General features: G+C 69.5%; 29 protein-coding genes and 1 pseudogene. 19 read left to right on the forward strand and 11 right to left on the reverse strand.

The features are described from left to right. The first annotated feature begins 71 nt into the window (after positions 1-71). Together JQS43_RS01660 and JQS43_RS01665 are read left to right on the forward strand one after the other, a co-directional pair. Complete coding sequence (locus JQS43_RS01660) at positions 72-650, forward strand: Uma2 family endonuclease (RefSeq protein WP_239677278.1); 579 nt, start codon at positions 72-74, stop codon at positions 648-650. 5 nt (positions 651-655) lie between these two features. Continuing rightward, a complete protein-coding gene (locus JQS43_RS01665) occupies positions 656-1165 on the forward strand; it encodes a DUF402 domain-containing protein (RefSeq protein ID WP_239677279.1) in 510 nt (169 codons plus the stop codon). 19 nt (positions 1166-1184) lie between these two features. On the opposite strand, the gene sigJ is transcribed toward JQS43_RS01665, so the two are convergent. Beyond that, positions 1185-2135 carry an RNA polymerase sigma factor SigJ gene (sigJ, locus tag JQS43_RS01670; protein WP_239677280.1) on the reverse strand — a complete coding sequence of 317 codons (951 nt, stop codon included), beginning with the start codon at positions 2133-2135 and terminating at the stop codon, positions 1185-1187. A gap of 37 nt (positions 2136-2172) precedes the next feature. Here sigJ and JQS43_RS01675 point away from each other — a divergent pair, with 37 nt between their 5' ends. The 7 genes from JQS43_RS01675 to JQS43_RS01705 all read left to right on the forward strand — a co-directional run bounded on the left by JQS43_RS01675 (position 2173) and on the right by JQS43_RS01705 (position 9558). Next, positions 2173-3066 carry a PPK2 family polyphosphate kinase gene (locus JQS43_RS01675; protein ID WP_239677281.1) on the forward strand — a complete coding sequence of 298 codons (894 nt, stop codon included), beginning with the start codon at positions 2173-2175 and terminating at the stop codon, positions 3064-3066. A 6-nt stretch (positions 3067-3072) separates the two neighbouring features. Continuing rightward, on the forward strand, positions 3073-3702 hold the full coding sequence (locus JQS43_RS01680; protein WP_239677282.1) for a DUF47 domain-containing protein: 630 nt from the start codon (positions 3073-3075) through the stop codon (positions 3700-3702). A gap of 27 nt (positions 3703-3729) precedes the next feature. Further along, positions 3730-4398 carry an O-methyltransferase gene (locus tag JQS43_RS01685; protein WP_239677283.1) on the forward strand — a complete coding sequence of 223 codons (669 nt, stop codon included), beginning with the start codon at positions 3730-3732 and terminating at the stop codon, positions 4396-4398. Positions 4399-4541: 143 nt separating this feature from the next. Continuing rightward, the gene (locus JQS43_RS01690; protein WP_239677284.1) at positions 4542-6428 is read left to right on the forward strand and encodes a M14 family metallopeptidase; all 1887 of its coding nucleotides are present in this window, start codon (positions 4542-4544) and stop codon (positions 6426-6428) included. Positions 6429-6654: 226 nt separating this feature from the next. Continuing rightward, positions 6655-7530, forward strand: a complete 876-nt coding sequence (locus tag JQS43_RS01695) for an SDR family oxidoreductase (protein WP_239677285.1) — start codon at positions 6655-6657, stop codon at positions 7528-7530. Positions 7531-7694: 164 nt separating this feature from the next. Next, complete coding sequence (locus JQS43_RS01700; protein WP_239677286.1) at positions 7695-8522, forward strand: DUF72 domain-containing protein; 828 nt, start codon at positions 7695-7697, stop codon at positions 8520-8522. Between the two features lie 115 nt (positions 8523-8637). Then, on the forward strand, positions 8638-9558 hold the full coding sequence (locus JQS43_RS01705) for an alpha/beta hydrolase family protein (RefSeq protein WP_239677287.1): 921 nt from the start codon (positions 8638-8640) through the stop codon (positions 9556-9558). Between the two features lie 51 nt (positions 9559-9609). Here the strand turns inward: JQS43_RS01705 and JQS43_RS01710 are convergent, their stop codons facing one another. Together JQS43_RS01710 and JQS43_RS01715 are read right to left on the reverse strand one after the other, a co-directional pair. Beyond that, positions 9610-10221, reverse strand: coding sequence for a hypothetical protein (locus tag JQS43_RS01710; RefSeq protein WP_239677288.1), 612 nt, complete (start codon positions 10219-10221; stop codon positions 9610-9612). Then, on the reverse strand, positions 10188-10784 hold the full coding sequence (locus JQS43_RS01715; protein WP_239677289.1) for a TetR/AcrR family transcriptional regulator: 597 nt from the start codon (positions 10782-10784) through the stop codon (positions 10188-10190). Before JQS43_RS01715 ends, JQS43_RS01710 begins: the two co-directional genes overlap by 34 nt. Positions 10785-10968: 184 nt before the next feature. On the opposite strand from JQS43_RS01715, the gene JQS43_RS01720 reads away from it, so the two are divergent. The 3 genes from JQS43_RS01720 to JQS43_RS01730 are packed head-to-tail and all read left to right on the forward strand — an operon-like array spanning position 10969 to position 13093. Continuing rightward, positions 10969-11385, forward strand: coding sequence for a PPOX class F420-dependent oxidoreductase (locus JQS43_RS01720; RefSeq protein ID WP_239677290.1), 417 nt, complete (start codon positions 10969-10971; stop codon positions 11383-11385). A 50-nt stretch (positions 11386-11435) separates the two neighbouring features. After that, positions 11436-12491, forward strand: coding sequence for a BUD32 family EKC/KEOPS complex subunit (locus JQS43_RS01725; RefSeq protein WP_239677291.1), 1056 nt, complete (start codon positions 11436-11438; stop codon positions 12489-12491). Continuing rightward, entirely contained in the window at positions 12491-13093 is a 603-nt protein-coding gene (locus JQS43_RS01730) for a nucleotidyltransferase domain-containing protein (RefSeq protein WP_239677292.1), read from the forward strand. The genes JQS43_RS01725 and JQS43_RS01730 overlap by 1 nt, the downstream gene beginning before the upstream one ends. Before the next feature lie 24 nt (positions 13094-13117). Here the strand turns inward: JQS43_RS01730 and JQS43_RS01735 are convergent, their stop codons facing one another. Continuing rightward, positions 13118-13828 carry a class I SAM-dependent methyltransferase gene (locus JQS43_RS01735; protein ID WP_239677293.1) on the reverse strand — a complete coding sequence of 237 codons (711 nt, stop codon included), beginning with the start codon at positions 13826-13828 and terminating at the stop codon, positions 13118-13120. Positions 13829-14227: 399 nt separating this feature from the next. Here JQS43_RS01735 and JQS43_RS01740 point away from each other — a divergent pair, with 399 nt between their 5' ends. The 3 genes from JQS43_RS01740 (at position 14228) to JQS43_RS01750 (ending at position 16084) form a co-directional block, all read left to right on the forward strand. Then, positions 14228-14476, forward strand: a complete 249-nt coding sequence (locus JQS43_RS01740; protein WP_239677294.1) for a type II toxin-antitoxin system Phd/YefM family antitoxin — start codon at positions 14228-14230, stop codon at positions 14474-14476. After that, positions 14473-14856 (forward strand): PIN domain-containing protein, encoded by a 384-nt coding sequence (locus JQS43_RS01745; protein WP_239677295.1) that lies wholly within the window; start codon positions 14473-14475, stop codon positions 14854-14856. The genes JQS43_RS01740 and JQS43_RS01745 overlap by 4 nt, the downstream gene beginning before the upstream one ends. Before the next feature lie 226 nt (positions 14857-15082). Then, positions 15083-16084 carry a phosphatase PAP2 family protein gene (locus tag JQS43_RS01750; protein ID WP_239677296.1) on the forward strand — a complete coding sequence of 334 codons (1002 nt, stop codon included), beginning with the start codon at positions 15083-15085 and terminating at the stop codon, positions 16082-16084. A gap of 38 nt (positions 16085-16122) precedes the next feature. Here the strand turns inward: JQS43_RS01750 and JQS43_RS01755 are convergent, their stop codons facing one another. Then, a complete protein-coding gene (locus JQS43_RS01755) occupies positions 16123-17070 on the reverse strand; it encodes an SDR family NAD(P)-dependent oxidoreductase (RefSeq protein ID WP_239677297.1) in 948 nt (315 codons plus the stop codon). Positions 17071-17179: 109 nt separating this feature from the next. Between JQS43_RS01755 and JQS43_RS01760 the strand changes: the two genes are divergently transcribed. Continuing rightward, positions 17180-17845, forward strand: a complete 666-nt coding sequence (locus JQS43_RS01760) for a TetR/AcrR family transcriptional regulator (RefSeq protein WP_239677298.1) — start codon at positions 17180-17182, stop codon at positions 17843-17845. 276 nt (positions 17846-18121) lie between these two features. Here the strand turns inward: JQS43_RS01760 and JQS43_RS01765 are convergent. Next, positions 18122-18259, reverse strand: a pseudogene (locus tag JQS43_RS01765) (MmyB family transcriptional regulator); the annotation flags it as partial. 377 nt (positions 18260-18636) lie between these two features. On the opposite strand from JQS43_RS01765, the gene JQS43_RS01770 reads away from it, so the two are divergent. Then, positions 18637-18996, forward strand: coding sequence for a YciI family protein (locus JQS43_RS01770; protein WP_239677299.1), 360 nt, complete (start codon positions 18637-18639; stop codon positions 18994-18996). 85 nt (positions 18997-19081) lie between these two features. Here the strand turns inward: JQS43_RS01770 and JQS43_RS01775 are convergent, their stop codons facing one another. The 5 genes from JQS43_RS01775 to JQS43_RS01795 form a co-directional block, all read right to left on the reverse strand. Beyond that, entirely contained in the window at positions 19082-19372 is a 291-nt protein-coding gene (locus JQS43_RS01775; protein WP_239677300.1) for a hypothetical protein, read from the reverse strand. A gap of 20 nt (positions 19373-19392) precedes the next feature. Further along, complete coding sequence (locus JQS43_RS01780) at positions 19393-20340, reverse strand: fructose bisphosphate aldolase (protein ID WP_239677301.1); 948 nt, start codon at positions 20338-20340, stop codon at positions 19393-19395. A gap of 30 nt (positions 20341-20370) precedes the next feature. Continuing rightward, complete coding sequence (locus JQS43_RS01785; RefSeq protein ID WP_275581073.1) at positions 20371-20721, reverse strand: HU family DNA-binding protein; 351 nt, start codon at positions 20719-20721, stop codon at positions 20371-20373. A gap of 83 nt (positions 20722-20804) precedes the next feature. Continuing rightward, complete coding sequence (gene rpmF / locus JQS43_RS01790; RefSeq protein WP_239677303.1) at positions 20805-20981, reverse strand: 50S ribosomal protein L32; 177 nt, start codon at positions 20979-20981, stop codon at positions 20805-20807. 31 nt (positions 20982-21012) lie between these two features. Beyond that, on the reverse strand, positions 21013-22122 hold the full coding sequence (locus JQS43_RS01795) for a GTP-binding protein (RefSeq protein ID WP_239677304.1): 1110 nt from the start codon (positions 22120-22122) through the stop codon (positions 21013-21015). A gap of 640 nt (positions 22123-22762) precedes the next feature. Between JQS43_RS01795 and JQS43_RS01800 the strand changes: the two genes are divergently transcribed. Beyond that, positions 22763-23047: a type II toxin-antitoxin system Phd/YefM family antitoxin gene (locus JQS43_RS01800; protein ID WP_239677305.1), complete on the forward strand. Its 285-nt coding sequence runs from the start codon at positions 22763-22765 to the stop codon at positions 23045-23047. Continuing rightward, positions 23047-23346: a type II toxin-antitoxin system RelE family toxin gene (locus JQS43_RS01805; RefSeq protein ID WP_239677306.1), complete on the forward strand. Its 300-nt coding sequence runs from the start codon at positions 23047-23049 to the stop codon at positions 23344-23346. Before JQS43_RS01800 ends, JQS43_RS01805 begins: the two co-directional genes overlap by 1 nt. Positions 23347-23438 lie beyond the last annotated feature (92 nt).

Consider the following 23438-nt stretch of genomic DNA (forward strand, 5'->3'; position numbering starts at 1 on the left):
TGGTTTGCGGTGAGGCTGCCCGGTGCGGACAGTGGCGGCATGCGACGCGGGGAGGAACAATGGTGGTCACCATGTCTGTCGTGCCGGTGGAGTCAGCGGGTCGGGCGTTCACGCGCGCCGACCTGGCGGATATGCCCGACGACGGTCGGCGCCGGGAGCTGGTCGACGGGGTGCTCATCGTGAGCGCCGCCCCGGGCCGGCTGCATCAGCGGGCGGTCGGGCGGCTGTACCGCCTGCTGGACGACGCCTGCTCCGCCGAGCACGAGGTGCTGATGGCGCCGTTCGCCGTGACTCTGGCCGACGACACCGAGCTGCACCCCGACGTGCTGGTCGCCCGCGTCGACGAGCTTACCGACGGTGGGCTGCCGAGCGCGCCAGCGCTGGCGGTGGAGGTGCTCTCGCCCAGCACCAAGCTGATCGACCTCAACGTCAAGCGCGACCGTTTCCGTCGCGCCGGCACCCCGGCGTTCTGGGTGGTGGACCCGCTCGCCCGCCCGGCGGAGGCGCGCCTGATCGCCTGGCGGCTCACTGCTGACGGGAGCTATCGGCAGGTCGCGGACGTCTCGGGCGATGAGCCGTTCGAGGCGGTGGCCCCGTTCCCGGTCCGGGTCGTGCCTTCGGAGCTCGTCTGGCACCCCCCGGTAACGTAGCCACCGTGGCAGAGGTCGTGCGGGTGCGGTACCGGAAGTATGACGGCACAGCGCACCGGGACTACCCGGCGCGCCGGCTCGCCGACGACGAGCACGGCACCTGGCTCGGCGTGGATGCGGGCACCGCGTCGATCTACCATGGCCGACCGTCGGTCGAGCAGATCCCGTTCGTGTTGCTGGTTCCCCGGCAGCGATGGTGGACGGCGATGTTCAACCCACCGCCGCGGACCAGCGAGGTCTACTGTGACATCACCAGCCCGGCGGAGTGGACCGGCGACGACCTGGTCGACCTGATCGATCTCGACCTGGATGTGGTGCGCCGGCGCGGCTCGGGCCTGGTGGAGCTGCGCGACGAGGAGGAGTTCGCCGCCCACCGGGAGAGCTTCGGCTACCCGGCGGAGGTGGTCGCCCCGGCCCGCGCGGCCGCGACCTGGCTGGGCTCCGCCCTCGGCGACGGCACCCAGCCGTTCGCCACCGGCTACCTGCCCTTCCTGGCCCAGGTCGACGGGGGCTAGCAGGCGGTCGGCACGCCGGTCACCGCCAGTCCGGCAGCTGCCAGCCGGCGCCCGGCCGGGGAGCCGGCACCCGGCTCAGCTTGGCCGGGTTCAGCTGGTTGAAGACGCCGGTGACCCGGCCGTCGGCGATCGCGAACGACATGGTCACCCGCGCTCGGGCACCGCTGATCTGGGTTTCGGCGACAAACCCGAGCCCGCCATTGATCAGCACCGACTCGGCGTCGACGTCCGCGTAGTAGCGCCGGAACAGGCCCGCGAGGAAGCGGGCCACCGGCAGCGCCCCGACCACCGGCCGGGCCGCCGCCGGGATCACCCCACCGCCGTCGCCGATCGCCACTGCGTCCGGCGCCAGCACCGCTACCAGGCCGTCGATGTCGCCGGCCTGCGCCGCGGTGACGAACGCGGTCACCACCCGCCGCTGTTCGGCCAGGTCGGCGGTGTGCCGGGGGGTGGCCGGGGCGGCGACCGCGCGCCGGGCGCGGGAGGCGAGCTGCCGGGCCGCCGCCGGGCTGGTGGCGAGCAAAGTGGCGATCTCGTCGAAGGGCACCGCGAACACGTCGTGTAGCACGAACGCTACCCGCTGCTCCGGGGAGAGCCGCTCCAGCACCACCAGCAGCGCATAGCTGACCTGGTCGGTCTGCGTCACCAGCTCCGCCGGGTCGCTGACCCGGTCCGTGCCGGCTCCGGGGCCGGGCAGCTTGGTCACCACCGGCTCCGGCAGCCACTGACCCACGTACGCCTCCCGGCGTACCCGGGCGGAGCGGAGCTGGTCCAGGCAGATGCGGGCGGTGACGGTGGTGAGCCAGGCCAGCGGGTTGTCGAGCTCGGCGCCGTCCCGCAGGGTCGCGTCCCACCGCAGCCACGCCTCCTGGACCGCGTCTTCGGCGTCGGCCCAGCTGCCGAAGATCCGGTACGCGACCCCGAGCAGGTGCTGACGGTGGCGCTCGAAGTCGAACGAGGCCGGGGTCATGACCCCATGATGGCCGATCTGCGGGATGATCGAGGGCATGGGTGCGGATCTTCGACGGCTGCTGCGGGCCGGTCCGGGCGGGGTCGAGCTCGCCGCGGTCGACCCGCGGAGCCGCCCCGGCCTAACGGCTGAGCAGGGCAAACAGTGGGCTCGTGAGCGGCGCTCGGAGCTGGGCCGGGAGTTGGCGCGGCAACAGGAGATGCTCTTCGCCAGCGCGAAGACGGCGGCGCCCGGGTCGGCTGCGGCCCGGCGGCGGGTGCTGCTGGTGTTGCAGGGCATGGACTGTTCCGGGAAGGGCGGGACGGTCCGGCGGGTGGTGGGGGCGATGAACCCGATCGGGCTGCGGGTGACCGCGTTCGGGCCGCCCACCGAGCAGGAGCGGGAGCGGCATTTCCTGTGGCGGGTGGCGCGGGCGTTGCCGTCCGCTGGTCAGGTCGGGGTGTTCGACCGGTCCCACTATGAGGATGTGCTGATCGCCCGGGTGCGCCAGCTGGTGCCGGAGTCGGTCTGGCGGGGGCGGTACGACGAGATCAACCAGTGGGAATCGGAGCTGGTCGCCGGCGGTGTGACGATCGTGAAGGTGATGCTGCACCTGTCCTACCGCGAGCAGACCGAACGGTTGGCGGCGAGGCTCGCCAATCCGGCGAAACATTGGAAGCTCGACCCGTCCGACCTCGATGAACGTACCCGTTGGGGCGACTACCAGGAGGCGTACGCCGAGCTGTTGGCGCGGTGCAGCACTGACGCCGCGCCGTGGTATGTGGTCCCGGCGGACCGAAAGTGGTATAGGGACTGGGCGGTGACCGAGCTGTTGCTGGCGACCTGCCGGGACCTCGGGTTGCGCTATCCGCCGGCCACTGTCGACGTGGCGGAGTTCCAGCGCCGGCTGGCGGCCACGGCGCAGTGGGGGACCGGGCCAGGTAAGGGATAGGTTGGCATGGTGAGATGGCGTCGCTACCGGCCGGACGATGGGTTCTACGAGCTGTTCACCCGCTCGGCGCAGAACCTGGTGACCGGTGCGCACCTGCTAGCTGAGCTGGCGCTGCCCGGGGTCGATGTGCAGTCCGTCAGCGAGCGGCTGGTGGAGCTGGAGCACGACAGCGACCAGATCGCGCACGAGATCTACAACAAGATCAATTCGACCCGTCGGCCGCCGCTGGACCGGGCCGACATCTACCGCCTCGGTTCCACGCTGGACGATGTGATGGACCATCTCGAGGCGGCCGGCACCCTGGTCTACCTCTACGGCCTGACCAAGCTGCCGGCGTTGCCGCGCGAGATCCACGAGCTGGTGGACGCGCTCACCCAGCAGGCCGAGCTGACCGCGGCGGCGATGCCGCGGCTGCGCACCATGCGGGAGCTGCGCGAGTACTGGATAGAGTGCAATCGCTTGGAGAACGAAGGCGATCGGGCCTACCGGATGCTGCTGGTGCGGCTGTTCTCCGGTGAGTACGACGCGCTGACGGTGTTGAAGATGAAGGAGGTCGCCGATGAGCTGGAGGCGGCCTGCGACGCCTTCGAACACGTCGCCAACATCGTCGAGACGATCGCGGTCAAGCGGGCCTGACGGCCCGGCTGAGGCAGACTGGTGCGCATGAGTAACGAAGCGTGGAGCGCAGTTGACGAGTACCTGAGCGACCTGCTGGTCCCGGCGGAGCCGGTGCTGACCGACGGGCTGGCCGCCAGCCGGGCGGCCGGGCTGCCGGCGATCGAGGTCGCGCCCAATCAGGGCAAACTGCTGATGTTGCTGGCTCAGATCCAGGGCGCCACCCGGGTGCTGGAGCTGGGCACGCTCGGTGGCTACAGCACTACCTGGCTGGCCCGCGGGGTGGGTGCCGCCGGTCGGGTGGTGACGCTGGAGGCCGCCCCGGAGCACGCCGAGGTGGCTCGGCAGAACCTCGACCGCGCCGATCTGGCCGACCGGGTGGAGATCCGGGTCGGGGCGGCGCTGACGACGTTGGCGGCGATGGTCCAGGCCGGGGAGCCGCCGTTCGACCTGATCTTCATCGACGCCGACAAGGCCAACTACCCGCAGTATCTAGAGTGGACGATGCGGTTGACCCGGCCGGGCAGCGTGATCGTGGCCGACAACGTGGTCCGGCAGGGGCGGATCCTCGATGCGGCCAGCGACGACGAAAATGTCCGCGGCGCCCGGGACTTCCTGGCCCGGGTCGCGGCCGAGCCCAGGCTGTCCGCGACCACACTGCAGACCGTCGGCGTAAAGGGGTGGGACGGGCTCACCATCGCCCGGGTCACCGGCTGACCGGCGGTCCGCACCGCGGGGCACCCCACCGCCGTCGATATGACTAAACCGGCATGGTTGACAACTTGTAGTGACCGGGCGATTGCTGCTGCACTTGACCTATCCGCGGGTCCACCCTCGACCCGTCACCCCCGGAGGTCACCATGCAGCTTCCCACCCCCCGACTCCTGAGTGTCCCCATCCGGCGTCGGCTGGCCGGCCTGGTCGCCGTCGTCCTCACCGCCACCGGCGCCCTGGCCGCCACCCCCGCCGGGGCCAGCCCCGCCGACGAGACCGCCGACCCGGGCACCGCCCAGTATCTGGTGACCGGCCCGCAGACCTTCGACGATGTCGACGCGGTCGCCGCCACCGGCGCGGCGGTCGACGAGGTCGATCGGGGCAAGGTCTTCGTCACCGCCACCCCGGCGGAAGTGCAGGCGATCCGGGCCCTCGGCTTCGCACCGGAACGGGTGCCGTCCGTTACCCCGGCACCCGGCTACCCGGAGAACTACCCGCCCGGTTACGGCAACTACCACACCTATGCCGAACTGAACTCGGTCGTCGACGACCTGGTCGCCGCCCACCCCACGATCGCGCAACGGCACAGCTACGGCACCTCCCACGAGGGGCGGGACCTGATCGCGATGAAGATCTCCAGCCCGGTGGGCCAGGACCTGGGCAAGCCCGAGGTGCTGCTCAGCGCGGGCATGCACGCCCGCGAACACCTGACCGTGGAGATGGCGATCTATCTGATGCGGATGTTCACCGAAGAGTACGGGGTGGACCCGCAGATCACCGACCTGGTGGACAACCGGGTCATCTGGATCATGCCGCAGGTCAACCCGGACGGCGGCGAGTGGGACATCGCCACCGGGTCGTTCCGGTCCTGGCGGAAGAACCGGCAACCTAATCCGGGCACCTCCGCCGTCGGCACCGACCTCAACCGCAACTTCGGCCACCAGTGGGGCGGCAGCGGCTCCTCCGGCTCACCCAGCTCGGCGACGTACCGCGGCTCGGCGCCCTTCTCCGCCCCCGAGGCAGAGGCCTACCGGCAGTTCGTACTCAGCCGGATCGTCGACGGCGAGCAGCGGATCACCATGAACATCGACTTCCACACCTACTCCGAGCTGGTGCTCTGGCCGTACGGCTACACCAGCGCGAGCCTGGCGCCCGGCCTGAACGCGGACGCCCGGGACACCTTCCAGGCCATCGGCGCGGAGATGGCGGGCAGCAACGGCTACCAGCCGATGCAGGCCTCACAGCTCTACGTCGCCTCCGGGGTCAGCATCGACTGGATGTGGGCCAACCAGGGCATCTTCGCTTACACCTTCGAGATGTTTCCGGCCAGCGCCAGCGGTGGTGGCTTCTACCCACCCGACAGCGTCATTCCGGCCGAGACTGCGCGCAACCGGGACGCGGTACTGCTGCTGACCGAGTACGCCGACTGTCCCTGGCGGGCGATCAACAAGGAGGACGAGTACTGCGACTCGGGTAACGGCGGTGGGGGTCAGGTGCTCTTCGCCGACGACTTCACCACCAGCACCGGCTGGACCCGCGACCCGGCCGGCACCGACACCGCCACTGCTGGCCAGTGGGAGCGGGCGGCGCCGCAGGCGACCAGCTGGAACGGCCTGCCGCTGCAGCTGGGGACCCCGGTCGCCGGCGGCCAGATGCTGGTCACCGGGGCCGCCGCGGGCAACAGCCCCGGCGACCACGATGTCGACGACGGGGTGACCACCACCCGCTCGCCGGTGATCTCGCTGCCGGCGCAGGGCGCGGCGACCCTGACCTTCTCGTGGTACCTGGCGCACCTCAACAACTCTGGCCCGGACGACTACTTCCGGGTGAGCGTCCAGCACAACGGCGGCACGACCGTGGTGCTGAACCAGGCGGGCGCGGCGACCAACCGGCCGGCGGCCTGGTCGCAGGCGACGGTCGACCTGTCCGCGTACGCGGGGCAGAACATCCGGATTCTGGTCCAGGCGGCGGATGAGGGCGCGCCAAGCCTGGTCGAGGCCGGCTTCGACAACATCCAGGTCACCGTCTCCTAACCGCCCGCCGTCTTCCGCGCTGCGCTTACCCGCGCTGATCATGGACTTAGGTACATGAACAGGCCCCGTTCATGTACCTAAGTCCATGATCAACACGAGGGTGCCCGCGGGCGGAGCACCGGTCGGAGCCAGCTTCTGCGGCGACGGCCGTGGCGCTGGCCGTGCCGCGATCGTTGTCTTCCGGGGTGGCGCGGCAAGTGCGGCACCAGACCGGGCAGGGGCTGACATGACCATCGCGGTGACCGGCGCCACCGGGCAGCTGGGCCGGCGGGTCGTCGCCGCGCTGCTGGCCCAGGGCGTACCCGCCGACGGGATCGTCGCCGCAGTACGGGATCCGGCGCGGGCGGCCGAGTTCGCCGAGCATGGGGTGCAGGTCCGGCAGGCGGACTACGACCGGCCGGAGACGCTCGCCACCGCGTTCGCGGATGTCCGGCGGCTGCTACTGATCTCCGCTAACGATCCGAGCCGGCGGATGACCCAACATCTGCACGTCGTCAGTGCGGCCGTCGACCACGCAGTGGAGCTCTTCGCGTACACCAGTGCCTTGCACGCCCAGCGCAACCCGATGCTGATCGCGGCCGACCACCGCGCCACCGAGTTGCTGATCGCCGAGTCCGGGCTGCGGCACGTGGTGTTGCGCAACGGCTGGTACACCGAGAACTACACGCAGAACCTGGCCGAGGTGACCTCCTCCGGGGTCCTGCCCGGCTGCGCCCGCGACGGCGAGATCGCCGCCGCTCCCCGCGCCGACTACGCCGCGGCAGCGGCGGCGGTGCTGACCGACCCGCCGGCCGACGACACAATCTACGAGCTGGGCGGCGACGAACCGTTCACGATGGCGCAGCTCGCCGACGAGATCGGCCGGCAGGCCGGCAGCCAGGTCGTCTACCAGGATCTGCCGGTCCGGGAATACGTCGCGACCCTGGCGGGCCAGGGGATGCCGGAGCCGCAGGCGATGCTGATCGCCGACTCGGACCTGAACGTGGCCCGCGGCTACCTCACCACCGACAGCGGCGATCTGCGCCGGTTGCTGGGGCGACCGACCACCCCGCTGGCCGAGGTCCTCGCCGCCGCTCAGATGGTTCAAGGTCAAGGTGAGTAACTGGTCGTGGGGCAGCCAGATCTTCACCTTGACCTTGCAGCCCACCAACGGCGGAAGTCGGGGAGCCCGGCACCGTATGATCAAGCCGGCCAGGGCGCCCGGGCCGGTGGGCGCCGCCGACCGGGAGGAGCGCTCGCGGCGTGCGGTTACATGTGGGTTGCGCGATGTGGACACACAAGTCGTGGCACGGTCGCTACGTCGCCCATCCGCTGCCCTCGACCGAGCGGCTGCAGGCGTACGCCAGCTGGTGCAACGCGGTCGAGGGCAACACCACGTTCTACGCGACACCCAGCCGGGAGACCGTGGTCACCTGGGCGCGGCAGACCGACCCGGAGTTCCGGTTCGTCGTCAAGCTGCCGAAGGCCATCACCCACGAACGGCGGCTCACCGATGTCGAAGCCGAGTTAGCCACCTTCCTGGCCGCGATCGAACCGCTCGGCCCGCGTACTCACGCGTTGTGGATTCAGCTCCCGGGCTCGTTCGCCCCCGGCGACGTTCCGGCGCTGGCCGGCTTCCTGCGCCGGCTGCCCAGCAACTACCGGTACGCGGTGGAGGTCCGCCACCGCGACTTCTTCGTCGAACCGCGCGCCGCCCAGCTGCTGGAACGGGCGCTCGCGGCCACGTCGACGGAGTGGATCCCGTTCGACACCACGGTGTTCTTCGCCCAGCCGCCGACGAGTGACGAGGAGCGGGAGGCCTGGACGAAGAAGCCGCGGCTGCCGCTGCGGGCGGATGCGCTGACCGACCGGCCGGTCGTCCGGTACCTCGGCCGCGACGATGCGACCGCGACGGTCGAGGGTTGGCAGCGGTGGGTCGCGGTGGTGGCCGGGTGGTTGCGTGAGGGCCGCTCGCCGACTGTCTTCATCCACACCCCGGACAACGCCGAGGCCCCGGAGCTGGCCCGCCGCTTCTACGACGAGGTCCGCGCCCGGGTACCCGAACTGGACCCGCTCCCCGAGCCGCTCCCCGCCCACCCCGCCACCCTCTTCTAACCGGGCCACTTCCGGGCTTGATCATGGACCTAGGTACATGGTCCGGGGCAATTCAGGTCCCTAACCCCATGGTCAACCGGCGCGAGTGGGTGCCGATCGTGCCATCATCAGCGCCATGTCACGCCATGCAGGAACCAGGAGTTCGAGCCGGGGCGCCGCCGCCTTCGGTGAGTTCCTCGGCCCCTGGCCGGAGTCGGTGCCGCTTGCGCCCGAACGCCTGGAGCAGGTGGACTGCGGTCGCTACGTGCGGGAGAAGGTCAGCTACGCGGTGACTGCCGAGCACCGGGTCTCGGCCTACATCTGCGTTCCCAAGGGCGCTCCCGGGCCGGTGCCCGCGGTCTTCTGCCACCATCAGCACGCCGCGCGCTTCGACCTTGGCAAGAGCGAGGTGGTGGGCCTGGCAGGCGACCCAGACCAGGCGTACGCCCACGAATTGGCAGCAGCGGGTTTCATCACCATCGCCCCCGACGCCATCGGCTTCGAGGAGCGGAACTGGAGCCCGGACCGTTCCGCCAACGTCTCGTGGTTCGAGTCGGCCACCCGCCTGGTGCAGGGGCAGACGTTACTCACCGCGTGCCTGCACGACATCTCGGTCGGGATCGACTACCTGATGTCGCGGGCGGATGTGGACCCGCAGCGGGTCGGGTTCATCGGTCACTCGTACGGCGGGCGGATGGCGCTGTGGGCTCCGGCCTTCGACCACCGCATCATTGCCGCGGTGTCCCACTGTGGATGCATCCCGTTTCGTGACTCGTACACCCATGACACGGGTCTGCAAGCGGAGTTCGTGATCCCGGGCTTCGCCGCGGCGAACGATCTCGAGGACGTGATCGCCCAGTTTGGCGAATCCGCAGCATTGCTCATCTCTGCGGGCACGGCGGACAAGTGGAGCCGCAGCGCGGTGGAGCTGTTTACCAGCGCGAGGGAAACCCTCGGCGACCGGGTTGAGTTCGCACACTACGACGCGGGGCATGTCTTCACGCCGGAGATGCGCGCCCGTGCCTACGCATTTCTGCGAGCCCACACCAAGAGTTGATCATGGACCTAGGTACATGGTCCGGGGCAATTCAGGTCCCTAACCCCATGATCAACGCCAGGGGGAACGCCAGGGGGAACGCCAGGGGAGCAGGTGGGCGAGGAGCAGCTTGATGAGTAGCACCGGGGCGAACCAGGCCAGTGCGGTCGGAATGTCGGCCAGCGCAGTCAGCACCGTGACCCCGAGTACGGTGGCGGCGAACCCGACCGGCCGCCGCAGCTCCGACGGCGCGACGAGCACCAGGACCGCGCCCGCGACCGCCACCGCGTACACCGCCGTGGCCGCCGTCCACCCGAACCCGGGCACGGTCGCCGCGAGCAGGAACGGCTGACCGTGGGCGGCGACGAACCCGAGCTGGTGGGTGCGGGTGCGGCCGGGCCGGTGCCACCACCGCTGCGCCGACCCGGTGGCGTTGGCGACCGCCCCGCCCACCGCGTCGACCGCCACCAGCGTGATCACCAGCAGCGCCAGCGCCGGTAGACCGGCCGTCGCCGCCAACGCCAGCGCGAGGCCGCCGCCGGCGACCGCTGCGAGGTAGGTGATGGCGCGTTCGCCGCCGGTCGCTTGTGGGGCGACCAGGAAGGCGTCGATCCGGGCGAGGCCGGCCGGGGCGGGGGAGGCCGGGGCCGTCACTTCGGTGCGTTCCGGAGTCCGTGCTGGCACAGGTCGATCAGCGGGTCGGCCAGCTCATCGATCGGCAGCTGCGGGTCGACCAGCCATTGCAGCAGGCAGCCTTCCACTGCCCCGACCACCACCGCCGCGTACGCCTCAGTGGCGGGGGTCCGGAGGTCGCCGCCGGCCGCGGCCTGCTGGAGCAGGTCGGTGACGGTGGCGCGGTAATCCTGGTAGACGGTGGCGATCTCAAGCCGTGGCAGGTTTTGGATGCCGGCGGCCCAGAAGTCGACCAACAGTCGGGTCCGCTGCGGGTCGCTCGACACGAGTGCGAGCACCGACCGGATCAGCGTCTCCAGTCGGGTCAGCGGGGCGCCGGGGTCGGCGGCGGCCGCGGCCAGGATCTCGCGGGAGCGTTCCGCGTAGGCGGCGAAGGCGGCTGTCAGGATCGCCTCGCGGCTGTCGAAGTAGAGGTAGACGCTGCCTTTGGCGACGCCTGCCGCGGCGGCGATCTCGTCCACCCTGGTCGCGGCGAACCCCTTCTCCGCGAAGACCTGCACGGCCGCGGCGAGGATCTGCTCCCGCCGGGCTGCCCGGTCCACCTGTCTCGGCATCGGTCGGCTCCTTTATGACTGACTGGTCAGTCAACAATATGCGGGTGAGACCGGATATCGCAAGCCGGGCCGGCAGTTGGCCTGACATCACCAGCGCCCGGCGCGGACAACTCGGTAGCGAGCCCGGGCTGCGAAGACCCGCACCTGCGGAAACTGTCGGCGGTACGCTGACGGAGTGTGGGAGATGGCAAGGGACGAGGCGATCGCGTTTCTCGCCGCCGGCACGCGTACGGGGAAGCTGGCGACCGCTTCACCGTCCGGCAACCCCCACGTGGCGCCGGTGTGGTTTCTGGTCGACGGCGAAGAGTTGGTCTTCGTCACCGGCAACGACAGCCGCAAGGGGCGTCACCTCCGCGCCAACCCGCGGGCGGCCCTCGCTGTCGACGGCGAGGCTTTCCCCTACACCTTTGTCACCGTCCGAGGCCCGGTACGGGTGACGCTCAGCCCCGCCGACCTGCTCGACTGGAACACCCGGATCGCCGAGCGTTACGTGCCCGCGGACCGGGTCGACGAGTACGGAGCGCGCAACACCGGGCCGGACGAGCTGCTCTGCCGGCTGCGGATGGAGCGCGTCGTAGCCGTGGCCGAGATCGCCGACTAGCCCCCGGGCGGGGCCGAGGGCCCGGGCGGGGGCCGGCGTACGCTTTCGGGGTGAGTGAGTCTCACCAGGCCCGCGTGGTCAAGTACGGCGATGTGTCGACCGCGTTGGCGCTGCTCGACGATCGCCAGCTTGGTCGGCTCGTGGCCGCGGCCCCAGCGACCGGGTCCGGTGTCGGCGGCACCTCGGCGTTGCTGGAGATCGCCGGCGCCCCGGTCTTCGTGAAGCGGATCCCGTTGACCGACCTGGAGCGCGACCCGGACCACATTATGTCCACTGCGAACCTGTTCGGCCTGCCCAACTGCTGCCACTACGGGGTTGTGGCCCACGCCAGCGGTGGCTTCGGCGCCTGGCGGGAGGTCGCGGCGAGCGCCATGACCACAAACTGGGTGCTCGCCAAGCGATCCGAGGCTTTCCCCCTGCTCTACCACTGGCGGGTGCTGCCGGGGGCGGCGCCGCTCTCCGAGGAGCTCGCCGACATCGACCGGGTCGTCGCGTACTGGCACGGCTCGGCGGCGGTGCGGCGGCGGCTGGAGGCCCTCGGCCAGGCGTCGGCGAGCGTGGTGCTGTTTCTGGAGCACGTCCCGCACCGTCTGGACAGCTGGCTGGCCGACCGACTCGCTGGCGGCCCCGACGCCGTTGCGGCCGCCTGTGCCATGGTGGCGCGATCTCTGCGCGCCGACGTCGGCTTCATGAACGCCAACGGCCTGCTGCACTTCGACGCCCACTTCCGCAACGTCCTGACCGACGGAGACCGGCTCTACCTCGCCGATTTCGGCCTGGCGAACTCGCCCCACTTCGATCTGTCCGATGCCGAGCGTGACTTCCTCGCCCGGAACACCGACCACGATTCGTGTTACGCGGTGAGAGAGCTGCTCAACTGGATGGTCGCCAACATAGTCGGGATCCCCGAGCCCGCCGAACGCTACGACTACCTCCGCCGGTGTGCCAAGGGAGCCAGCCCCACCGGTGTCCCCGAACCGGTCGCCGAGCTGATCAGCCGGCATGCGCCGGCCGTGGCCATCTTGAACGACTTCTACTGGAACCTGTTCGGGGAGAGCCGGGAAACCCCGTACCCAGCTCAGGAGATCGCGCAGGCGATGGCGTAATGGCGCCGGCGGCCTACGGTCCCTGGCAGCCGCTCGACCTGCCGTCTGCCGTCCACTGTTTCGCCGCGGCCCGGTTTCGTTGGTGGATCAGCGGCGGTCACGCGCTCGATCTGCACCTTGGGCGGAGTTGGCGACAGCACGAAGACACCGATGTCGGAGTGGTGCGCACCGACCTTCCCCAGCTTTACGACTTCTTGACCGGCTGGGACGTCCATATTGCAGCCGCTGGGGTGCTTACCCCGTGGCGGGGTGAGCCACTGCAGCTCGACCAGCACCAGAACAACCTGTGGTGTCGCCGCGCACCGGACGGGCCGTGGATTCTCGACATCACCATCGGCGAAGGCTCGGACCAGCACTGGATCTATCGCAGGGACCAGTCGGTCCAGGTGCCCTGGGAAACGGCCGTGTTGACGACCACCGACGGCGTCCCGTACCTGGCTCCGGAGTTGCAGCTGCTCTACAAGAGCAAGGGCCTGCGGGCGAAGGACGAGGCGGACGCAGCCGAGGTCATTCCCTACCTTGACGGTCGGCAGCGCGATCTCCTCGAGGGAGAGCTGGCCGCCGACCATCCGTGGCAGCGCCGACTTAGCCGACTTAGCTGAGGGACACGGGTGTGCGGCGCTGGTTCAGTGGCGCCGGGTGGCGCGTACGACGACGTCGTTGAGGGGGACCTCGGCGCCGCCGGGGCCGACAAGCGTCCGGTGAAGCTCCTCGGCGGTGACGACCTGCCAGGCTGCCGCGTCCAGCCGCCTGGTGATGGCCGCGGCGGTAGCCGACGCCGCTGCGGGCGGATGATGCCCGGCCCCCTGGCCGTGCCCGTGGCCCTGACCGTGGCCCTGACCGTGCCCGTGGCCGCGGCCGTGGCCGCGGCCGTGGCCGTCATCGGTGGCCGCGGTGTGCAGGTGACCGACGATCAGCAGGGTCCCGCCGGGCGCCACCCATCCGGCGATCCGGTCGTAGAACTCCAGCTGCGGCATCGCCGGGTGGGCGTAGAAGGTGGTGACCAGGTCGAACCGCGTGCCCGGATCCCAGACGCTCAGATCCGCCTCGACCCACTGGATACGCTCGGACGCGCCGCTGGCCGCCGCGCGTTCGGCGGCGCGGGCGAGCGCCTGCGCCGAGATGTCGGCCGCGGTCACCTGCCAACCGCGCAGGGCCAGCCAGCTCGCCTCGGCGGCGGTGCCGCAGCCGGCGTCCAGGGCTGTGCCCGGCACCAGGTGGCTGAGCTCACGGTCGAGGTACGGGTTCGGTGGGTTCCCGCCCATGGACCCTGAGCGGTCGGCGTTCGCCTGTTGCCAGTGCTGCTCCCAGTACTCCTTGCCGAACTCGGATGCCATCCGTTGCCCCTTCCGATTCGTCTGGTCAGCTGCAGCGATGGTGACGAGGGCGGACCCAAACTGGCAAATCCTGTTGCCGAATAGCAACTGCGGGCCCGGGAGGGCTGTCGGCTACCGCCGCTGCCACGGTCGATCAGAATGCTGGCCAGCAACTCGTCGGGCAGTGGCGCCCGCAGTGCCTGGTGAAGCTGCGATCGGCTCACCACGTGCGCCGTCCCGACCGTCTGCGCTGCCTGAGCTGCGTCGGCGACCAGCAGCGGCCGTCCCCGCCAGTCCCGTAACCCGCCGCTGACCGCGAACCATGACCGCCCCGCCGGAGAGCGCGAAGCCACGAGACGACGTGAGCGCCGATCGCAGGAGGGCCCGGCCGCACGGTAGCACTTGTGCTACCGTGGCGGGATGGGCGAAGTGGGGCTCCGGGAGATGCGGCAAAACGCGAGCGAGCTGGTACGCCGCGCCCAGGCTGGTGAGCAGGTCACCATTACCGTGGCAGGCCGCCCCGCGGCGACGCTCGGCCCGGTCGGCACCCGGGCATGGCGACGTTGGGACGACATCGCCGACATCTACGCGCAGCCGGTTGACGAGCAGTGGGCGCACGATCGCGACCTGGTCGACCACACCGTCGATGATCCGTGGCGGGGACGGTGAGCCGTGGCGTCCTCGACACTAGTGTCCTGATCGCCAATGATGTCACCCCGATCCCGGGGGAGCTGGCAATCAGTATCGCCAGCATCGCCGAGCTGAAGTTCGGGGTCCTCGTCGCCAAGGACGACCAGACCCGTGCGGCGAGGTTGTCCCGGCTGAGCGCCATCGAGCGGCGCTTCGACCCGTTGCCCGTCGATGACGCGGTGGCTGACAGCTATGCGCGCCTAGCCTCGCTGGTGGTGGCGGCCGGACGGCAGCCACGTGCCCGGGTCATGGATCTGCTGATCGCCGCGACCGCCCACGCCCACGGCGCCACGATCTATACCCGAAACGGCGCTGACCTCGCCGGACTCGAAGATTTCGTAACGATCGCATCGATATAGGCGACGGTTCCTGGCGTTTCGGGTCGTAGCGAGGCCGAGCCTGGATCGGCGTACCCGCAGGTAGGTGGGGTGGCGCCGCACGAGCTCGTTCCCTGACGATTCGTACCGTACCGGTGGTTCTCGACCCCGGAGGGCCCGTTAGCGTGGATGGTCCCGTTGCCCGCCGGATGCCCTCTGGCAGGATGGCGTTCACGCTTTCGTCACGTGATATTGGGGTGGCCCGTCCGTGGGATTCGATCTTGTCAACGGTCTCGCCGGGCGCAGCATGGTGCTGGACGGGGTGATGCTCTTCGCCGCCGGCCCGTTGATCTACATGCTCTTCGCCGCCTGCGGGCTGCTGGTCCTGCTCGCAATGCGCGACCGCGACCGGATCGGCAACCTGTGGCTGCTGGGTCAGGTCGGCGGGTCGCTGATGGTGGCCTTTGTGATCGGCCGGGTGATCCGGATGATCGGGGTCCACGAACGACCCTTCCAGAGTCGGGAGGTCACCCAGCTGGTCGATCACGATCCAGGGGTGTCGTTCCCCAGTAACCACGCCACGGCGGCGCTCGCGGTGGCCCTGGTGATCTGGGTCTTCGTCTCGGTCCGCTGGGGCGTGGTGCTGATGGTGCCGGCGGTCGTGGTGGCGTTCTCGCGGGTCTACGTCGGTGTCCACTGGCCCAGCGACATCATCAGCGCGGCGGTGGTCGTCGGCTTCTCGGTAGCGGCGGTCTGGTGGGCCGCCCGGCTGCTGCGGCGGCGACTGGAGCCCGAGCCGGACCTCGAAGCCGAGCAGCCGCACTACTGGGTCGACGATCGCGCCGCTGCCGACTACGGACCCGCGGAGCGTGGTTGGCCTGGCTACGGCGACCACGAGTATGACCGCCGCGGCTACCGGGAGGAGTACCAGCACCACCGGGCATACCAGCACCAGGACTACGCGGACCAGGACTACGCGGACCAGGGTTACGGGAACCGGGGCTATCCGGCCCGCGGCTATCCGGAGCGGGGCTATCCGGAGCGGGGCTATCCGGATCAGGGCTACGAGCAGGACACGGTGATGCTTCCGGCGGTCAGCGAGGAGACGGCGGTGATCCCCCGGGTACGGCCGGGTGCCCAGGGAGGCCAGGCGCGGGAAGTCTCCGGTCCGGGCGGCGGCTACAGCCCGGGCGGCTACGGTCCGCAGCGTCGCCCGCCGCGCCCGCCTCGTCGGCGCCCGGACGAACGACCGCGCCGCGATTCCTGGTGACCGACCGGGCGCCGCCACGGTGCGGTCTCCGGTGGCGGCTACGAACCTCGTGAAACGGGCGAGGAACGCGGGTCCTGCTTGGACGGCACGGTGGGGAACCTCACCCCGGTGAGGTCTTCGGAGACGGCCCACAGCCGCTGCTGGATGGCTGCCTCGTACGACTGCGGGCTGGAGGTGACCAGCCGAGGGTGGCCCATGATCTCGTAGCGTCCGCCGGGACCGTAGTACTGGCCGCCGAGCACGGCGGGGTCGGTGGCGGCGCGGAGCGTCGGCAGCGCGCCCATCGCCGGCGACTGGGTGATCAGTGGCGTTAGCCAGCCGATCGGAAGCCGGATGGCCGGGGGGAGGTTGCGGAGGAGTTCGGTGCTGGACACGCCCGGGTGCGCGGCCACCGCGACAGTGGTGCCGAACGTGGCGAGTCGGCGCTGCAGCTCGTAGGTGAACATCAGGTTGGCCAGTTTGGACTGACCATAGGCGGCGACCCGGCTGTAAGACCGCTCCCATTGCAGGTCGTCGAAGTGGATCGCGGCCCGGATGCGGTGACCGGTGCTGCTCACCGTCACCACGCGGGAGCCGGACACCGGCAGCATCAGGTCCAGCAGCAGCCCGGTGAGCGCGAAGTGGCCGAGATGGTTGGTGCCGAACTGCGCCTCGAAGCCGTCCCGGGTGGTCTGCCTCGGTGTGTACATCACGCCGGCGTTGTTGATCAGCAGGTCGATCCGGTCGAGCCGGGACCGCAGCGCTGCGGCCGCGGCCCGGACGGAGTCGAGCGAGGCCAGGTCCAGCGCCTGCACGGTCACGTCGCCGGTCATGCGGGCCGCGGCCTGCTCGCCCTTCTCGACGTTGCGTACGGCGAGCACCACGGACGCCCCGCGCTCGGCGAGCGCCTTGGCGGTCTCGTACCCCAGTCCGGTGTTGGCCCCGGTGACCACGGCCACCCGCCCGCGCTGGTCCGGAATCTTCGCCGTCGTCCACTTCTCGGCCATGTCAGGCTCCCCACTAGCTAGCGTACCGAAGGTATCTTGTGCCTACCACGCTAAGGTACTCGCGGTACGTTGTCAACGTACCGCAGGTATCTAAGTTAAGCTGGCGATCGTGACTTTCCAGCGGGCACGGACCGAAGAGCAGCGGGAGATCCGCCGACGGGCGATCCTCGACGCGGCGTCGGCGATGCTCGACGAGATGCCCGTGGCCGCAGTCACCCTGAACGAGCTCAGCCGCCGGGTAGGCCTGGCGAAGCCGAACGTGCTGCGCTACTTCGAGTCTCGCGAGGCGGTGCTGCTGGAACTGCTGGACCGTTTCCTGCAGGAGTGGCTGGCGGAACTGGCAGGCGAGTTGGCGGCCGGCATCGATGAGAACCTACCCATGGCCGAGCGGGCGGCAACGCTGGCCGAGATCCTCAGCCGCTCACTCTCCGGCCGGGCAGTGCTGTGCGACCTGTTCGGTGCGCAGGGCAGCGTCCTGGAACACAACGTCTCCGTCGAGGTCGTGACGCGCTACAAGCGCGCCTCCCTGGAACGACTGGCAACCATGACCGCCCTGATCCAGAAGTACCTGCCGGAGCTGGGGGAGGAGGCGACACTGTTCAGCCTGCAGACCATGGTCATGGCCGGCGCGCTGTCGGCATACAGCACACCCCCACCCAGCCTCCAGGCGGCCTACGAGGCCGACCCCGGCCTGGCCCGCTTCCACTTCGAGCTGAAAGACTCCTTGCGGATGGCTCTGAGCGCAGCCCTCTTGGGCGTGCTGCCCCGCCGATGACTGTGCTGTACCGGGCGGGTGGTCCAGGCGTCGGCGATCATGTTCGACTCGTGCGGTTGGATGTGGCCACAAGGCGGGGCGCGGTCGGCCATCTTGGTGGGTTGAGTGGTGATCAACCAGGGCGACAAAATGAATCAGTCGGGCAAATCGGGCACCATTCACCCCACCAAGTTGAGCGAGGCGACCTGCTGGACGAGTTGAGCGGCGCCCAACCTCGCCCCAACCCCGACCTAGTTGGGCAGCGGGGGATCTTGCGCCCCGACAAGTCGGGCGTACACCGACCTCGTGCACCTGCCAGACCTGCCGGAACTCCTCGCTCTGGGCGAGTAGGAGCTCCGCGAGCCGCGCGGCCCGGGAGTCGGGACCCCGGAGGGCGGCGACCTCCCGAAGGCCGGAGGCGAACAGCCGGCTCACGCTCCACGGACCCTCCGGTCCGGGTAACCTCGGCGGCCCACCGGTCGCTCACCAGCTCTTCCCGCCGCTGCGCAGCGTCGAGGACGCGACGCGCGTCTGGCAGCTGTCCGAACTCCCCAGAATCCGACGCGGTGGTCATCGCCACCGTCCAGGTGGTCGACGCGGGCACCGTCCTGACCGGTGACAAGCAGTGGCAGAAGGTCGATTCGCGGGTGAGGCTCATTGCCGCGCGGTAAGAGCGCAGCAACATGAGCGCAGCAACATGGGGGACAAGTAGACCGGCGGATACCGACCACGGGACCGGCGGCCCGGCAGTGTCGGATCCGGAGCGAGGCGTTCGTAGAACAGGTGAGAGGCCACCGGGACAAGGAGGAGACATGTCCGAGTACTTGATCTATTTCAACCAGCAGTGGGTGGGCGACCACACCGAGGAGTGGTTCCGCGGGCGTGGGCCGCTCGTCATGGCGGTCGTGGACGAGATGAAGGCTGCCGGCGTGTATGTGTTCGCGGGAGGGCTGGAGGAGGAAGACGGCCCGGTCTACAGCGCCGACCCGACCAGTGGCTCGGTGATGATCACCGACGGGCCATACGTCGAGACCAAGGAGTTCCTGGGCGGGTTCGCCGTGGTGGACGTGGCCGACGACGAGGCCGCCAAGATGTGGGCCGGCAAGATCGCGGAAGCCTGCGGCTGGCCCCATGAGGTTCGACGATTCAAGCCGCAACCCAGAACGCAGTGATCAGGTCGGGCGGCCGAGGCAACGACAGGCCGATGCCCTCGACCGCTGAGTGGACGCCCAGTCGCCGGCACCCGGCGGATTGCGCCTAACCCGGGTCGCGCCCAGCGCCTTGCAGGCGGTGGACTGTGGCAGCCAGCCGGCTGAGCACCTCCGTTTCGGTTGCTCCGGTGGCCGCGGCGAGCTCGATGGCCAGTAGCCGGGAGACCGTAGCGAGCCCGACGATCACCTCGGATGGGTCCGGTTCATCGTGCAACGCCTGCTGGAGCGCTGTGTCGGATTCGCGATCCTCGGCCGCCCAGGTGGTAACCACGCGTAGGCCGGACCGCAGGCAGCGGAACTGTGTCGGGGAGAGCCAGGAGCCGGCCTCGCTGCTCATGGTCGTCAGCTCGGTCGAGGTCAGGCGATGGAGGCCTGGTAGATGGACTCGATCGAGGCATCGAGGGTGCGGTCGAACTCCTCGTCACTCTGCTGCGCCGTCAACCCGTCCAGCAGGGCCCGACTGAAGCTGGCGATGAGGTTTGGGTTGCGAGACAGGCGCGCGTTGGCCTCATCCCGGCTGTAGCCGCCGGAGAGAGCGACGACACGGGCAACCGCGGGGTGGGCGGCGAGATCGGTGTAGAACCCGTCGACTGACGGAATAGTGAGTTTGAGGGCGATCTTCCGATCACCGAGCGCGTCTAGCCGCTCCATGATCGCCGCCTGCAACAACACTTCGGCCTCGGCCTTGTCCGGGGCCTTGATGTCGACCTCGGGCTCCACGATCGGCACCAGGTCCGCTGCGAGAACGCGCTCGGCGATCTCGAACTGCTGGGCGACGATCCGATCGATCCCGGTTGCGTTCGCTGAGTGGATGACCGACCGCTCCTTCGTGCCGAACACGCCCGCTGCTCGGGCGCGGCTGAGCAGCTCATCGAGAGCCGGGATCTCCCGCATCAACTGGACGCCGTCCTGCTCGTCCTGCATGCCCTTGTCGATCTTCAGGAAGGGGACGATGCCCTTGTCCTTCCAGAGGTAGTCGACGAATCCGTGCCCGTCGAGCTGGCGATCGAGGGTGCCTTCGAACAGGATCGCGCCCAGAACACGGTCGGAGGTGAAGGCCCGGCTGGTGACGACGCGGACCCGCGCGGCATGTATCAGGTCGAACATCTCCGCCTCGGATGAGTACTGGGACTCGTCGATCCCGTACAGCCGTAGCGCCTTCGGCGTGCTGCCGCCGCTCTGATCCAGCGCGGCGATGAACCCGCGCCCGGTCTCGAGTCGGGTGAGTTGCTCCTGATTAGGCACGGTGTGTCCTCTCGCGGCGGCGATCCGATCGCCGCCAGTGTAGTAGAAAACGGTTTTCATTGCAGTCTGTGATGTCGAGTTGAGGTGCTGCTACCGTGATACTTCGTCCTTGAGCGCGGCGGCCGGCTTGAAGCCGGGAACTCTGCGGGCGGCGATCTCCATGGTCTCGCCGGTCTGCGGGTTGCGCCCGATGCGGGCGGGCCGGTCTCTCACCTCGAACGTGCCGAATCCCGGGATCGCGACCTTCTCGCCGTCGGCGAGGGCGTCACTGATCGCCCCCACCATCGCGTCGAGCGCCGACTCGGCCACGGTCTTGGTCAAGCCGGCCTTCGCGGCAACGGTCTCGACAAGTGTGCGCTTGTTCATGCGATTCCCTCCTGAGAACTGATCGTGTGATCTTGGTGCCTTACCCGGGTCGCGCCTGTCAGCCCTTGCCGGGATGCGGTCGTGCGGAGGGGAGGTGAGGACGTGCGGATCCTGCGGCTATCGCTGATGAACTCGATTTCCGGTTGAGCGGATGAGGCTCAGCGCACATCGCTCGGGTCGAGCAGGCCGCGTTGCACGGCGCGGACGAGGCGACGGGGAACGCGATAGGTCATGCCGCCGACCTGGACGGGTACGAGGTCGACCGGCGCCGCTTTCCAGTTGGCGCGGCGGTGGCGGGTGTTGCTGCGAGACATGCGCCGCTTGGGGACAGCCATCGGGAACTCCTTCGGAACTGACAGTTACAGGTCAGGCGACTTGGGCGATCGGTCCGAGCCAGGGTTCCAGCCCATCCCATGGCTCGTTCCACACTCGGCCGCGGGTCGCCAGCTCCTCATCGGTGAGCAGGCACCGGTGGAAAGCGTGAACTATCTCGGCGGCCCCGTCGTCGAGACCGACAACGGTGATGCGGGTCACCGGCTGACCGCGGTCCCATGTCTGGCCGGACCCGATACTTGCCTGGCCGCCGGCGCCGTCCCAAACACAGACAGCGTCGGGCCGGGTGGGCAACCAGAAGCAGCCCCGGGAGCGACGGGGCCCGCCGCCGAGGTTCACTACCTCTTCCTGGAGCCGGACGGGGTGGAACGACCGGTCGGATTGCAAGTCAAGCCGCCAGACGCCGCTTGAGTCGAGCGGCGGGAGGGGGCCGCGTCGCACGTTCGACACCCAGTGCTCGGCCGATTCGTGGTGGCGGGTCCCCGTCGTTAGGGCAACGGCGTCGAGCGCTGACGGTTCAGTGACCACCGGCACCCGTGGCCGGGCCAGCGCCCGGACGAGGGCCGCCTCGTCCGGATCGGGTTCGCAGGTGAGGCTGACCATGTCGGCATACTCGACCATGGCGCTGGCCACCTCGGCGACGCCGCGCCGGTCGTCTTCGGCCGTGGCGAGACCCCGCTCATCGAGCAGGTCGTCGCCGAGCAGGTCGTCAACGACCGTGGTGCCGTCAAGCGCGGTGACGACGGCGGCGATGGCGACATGGGGGGCGTTGCGTGGAGCCCAGCACGCGACCCGGCAGACCTGGACGGCTTCAGCAGCGATCGGCAGGCAGGCGATGATGCCTTTCCAGTGCCCCTGGGCGGCGAGCCGTTCAAGGGTGGGCACGATGTCTTCACGGATTGCGCACGAAACGCAGGCGTGAGCGAGGTTGATCTCCTCGTGCTCGATGATGCCCGTCAGGTCGCTGACAACGCGGGTGAGCACCTGCCGTCCGACGTCGATGATGTGGCGCACTGAGACGGCTTGCGGCAGTCCGAGCTGAAGCGACATGGAAGTCGCCAACATCGCACTTTCCTGCACGCCGCTGACCAGGATCACCGGAACTCGGCGCCGGGAGCGACGCGGGCGGACCTTGTCCGTCATGCGGATGCTCCGCAGCCGTTCCCGACGTCGCGGGAACGCCCGCTCCACGACCGGCCTAGCCCCGGACCTGCGGATATCCACGGGGTAGGAGGCCCGACTGCCCAGCTGATGACAAGGTCGTCAGGGCGACAGCGGACTTGCTTCACGGTGAGCTCCATAACGAGGTGACGATAACGGTTTTCATTGTACTCAGAGTCGCGGCGCGCCGGGGCCAAGCTCCCGGTGACGTAGCCTGCCGACCCGCGTGCAACGAGCGGACCTGGACGGATACCTGGACAACGTCGTGCGTCGATGGCCTACTCGAAGATCCTCGACGCAACCAATCAGCAAACACCGCTCGGCCGACCCCTAGCCGGTTGGTGGGCCGAACCACCCGCAATCCGAACCGCCTGCCGGGAGTCGGCGGTCCGGCGGTCCGAGATCGGCGCCGCCCCGGCCGCAGCGATGACAAGCCTTCGGCCCGGTCGAGGGCACCAGCAAGGTCTGGTCACCGGAGCGGGAGTCGAACCCGCTCCTGGTGCGTATGTGCCGCTCACGTCCCCCTTGAGCCGTGAGCGCATCCGCAACGAGGGTGACGATACTGGCGTGGGTAGCCCTCGTTGACTGGCTCGAATTCTGACCGGTCGCTAGAATGGCTGCCATGGAGACCATCCCGATCACCGAGGCCAAAGCCCGGATCGCCGAGCTTGCTGACCGAGTAGCCCGGGAACACGATCACTTCACGATCACCCGCAACGGCCGCGCCGACGTGCTCCTGATCTCCGTGGCCGAGTACGAGTCGATGCGGGAGACCCTCGACCTGCTCTCCGACAACGAGGCCCTCGCCGACCTACGCCAGTCGCGGGAGGACTTCGCCGTCGGCGACACCTTCTCAGCCGACGAGGTCGTCGCCGAACTGGATCGGCGACGCCACCGGGCTGCCTGATGCCGGCAGACCCCGCGGCTGAAGACAAGCAGAGCCCGTACACGGTGATCTACTCCCGGCAGGCTCGCCGCAACCTGCACGAGGAACTGCCGCTGGAGGTCGCGGTCGCGGCCACCGAAACAATCCGGCGCGCGATCGCTGGCAACCCTTACCGGGTGGGCAAGCCGCTGGACGAGCCGTTCGACGGCTACCACTCGGCCCGCCGGGGCACCTACCGCATCAGCTACCGGATCAACGAGCCCAAACGCGTTGTGGAGATCCACTCCATCCGGCATCGCCGCAACGTCTACCGCGCCTAGCAATGGCTGAGGGTGGGCCGAACTACCCAGCATCCGAACCGGATGCCCGTCGTCCGGGGAGCTGGCCTGTCGCGCTCCGGCCAGTGAGGTAG

Source organism: Natronosporangium hydrolyticum, assembly GCF_016925615.1.
Lineage (GTDB): Bacteria > Actinomycetota > Actinomycetes > Mycobacteriales > Micromonosporaceae > Natronosporangium > Natronosporangium hydrolyticum.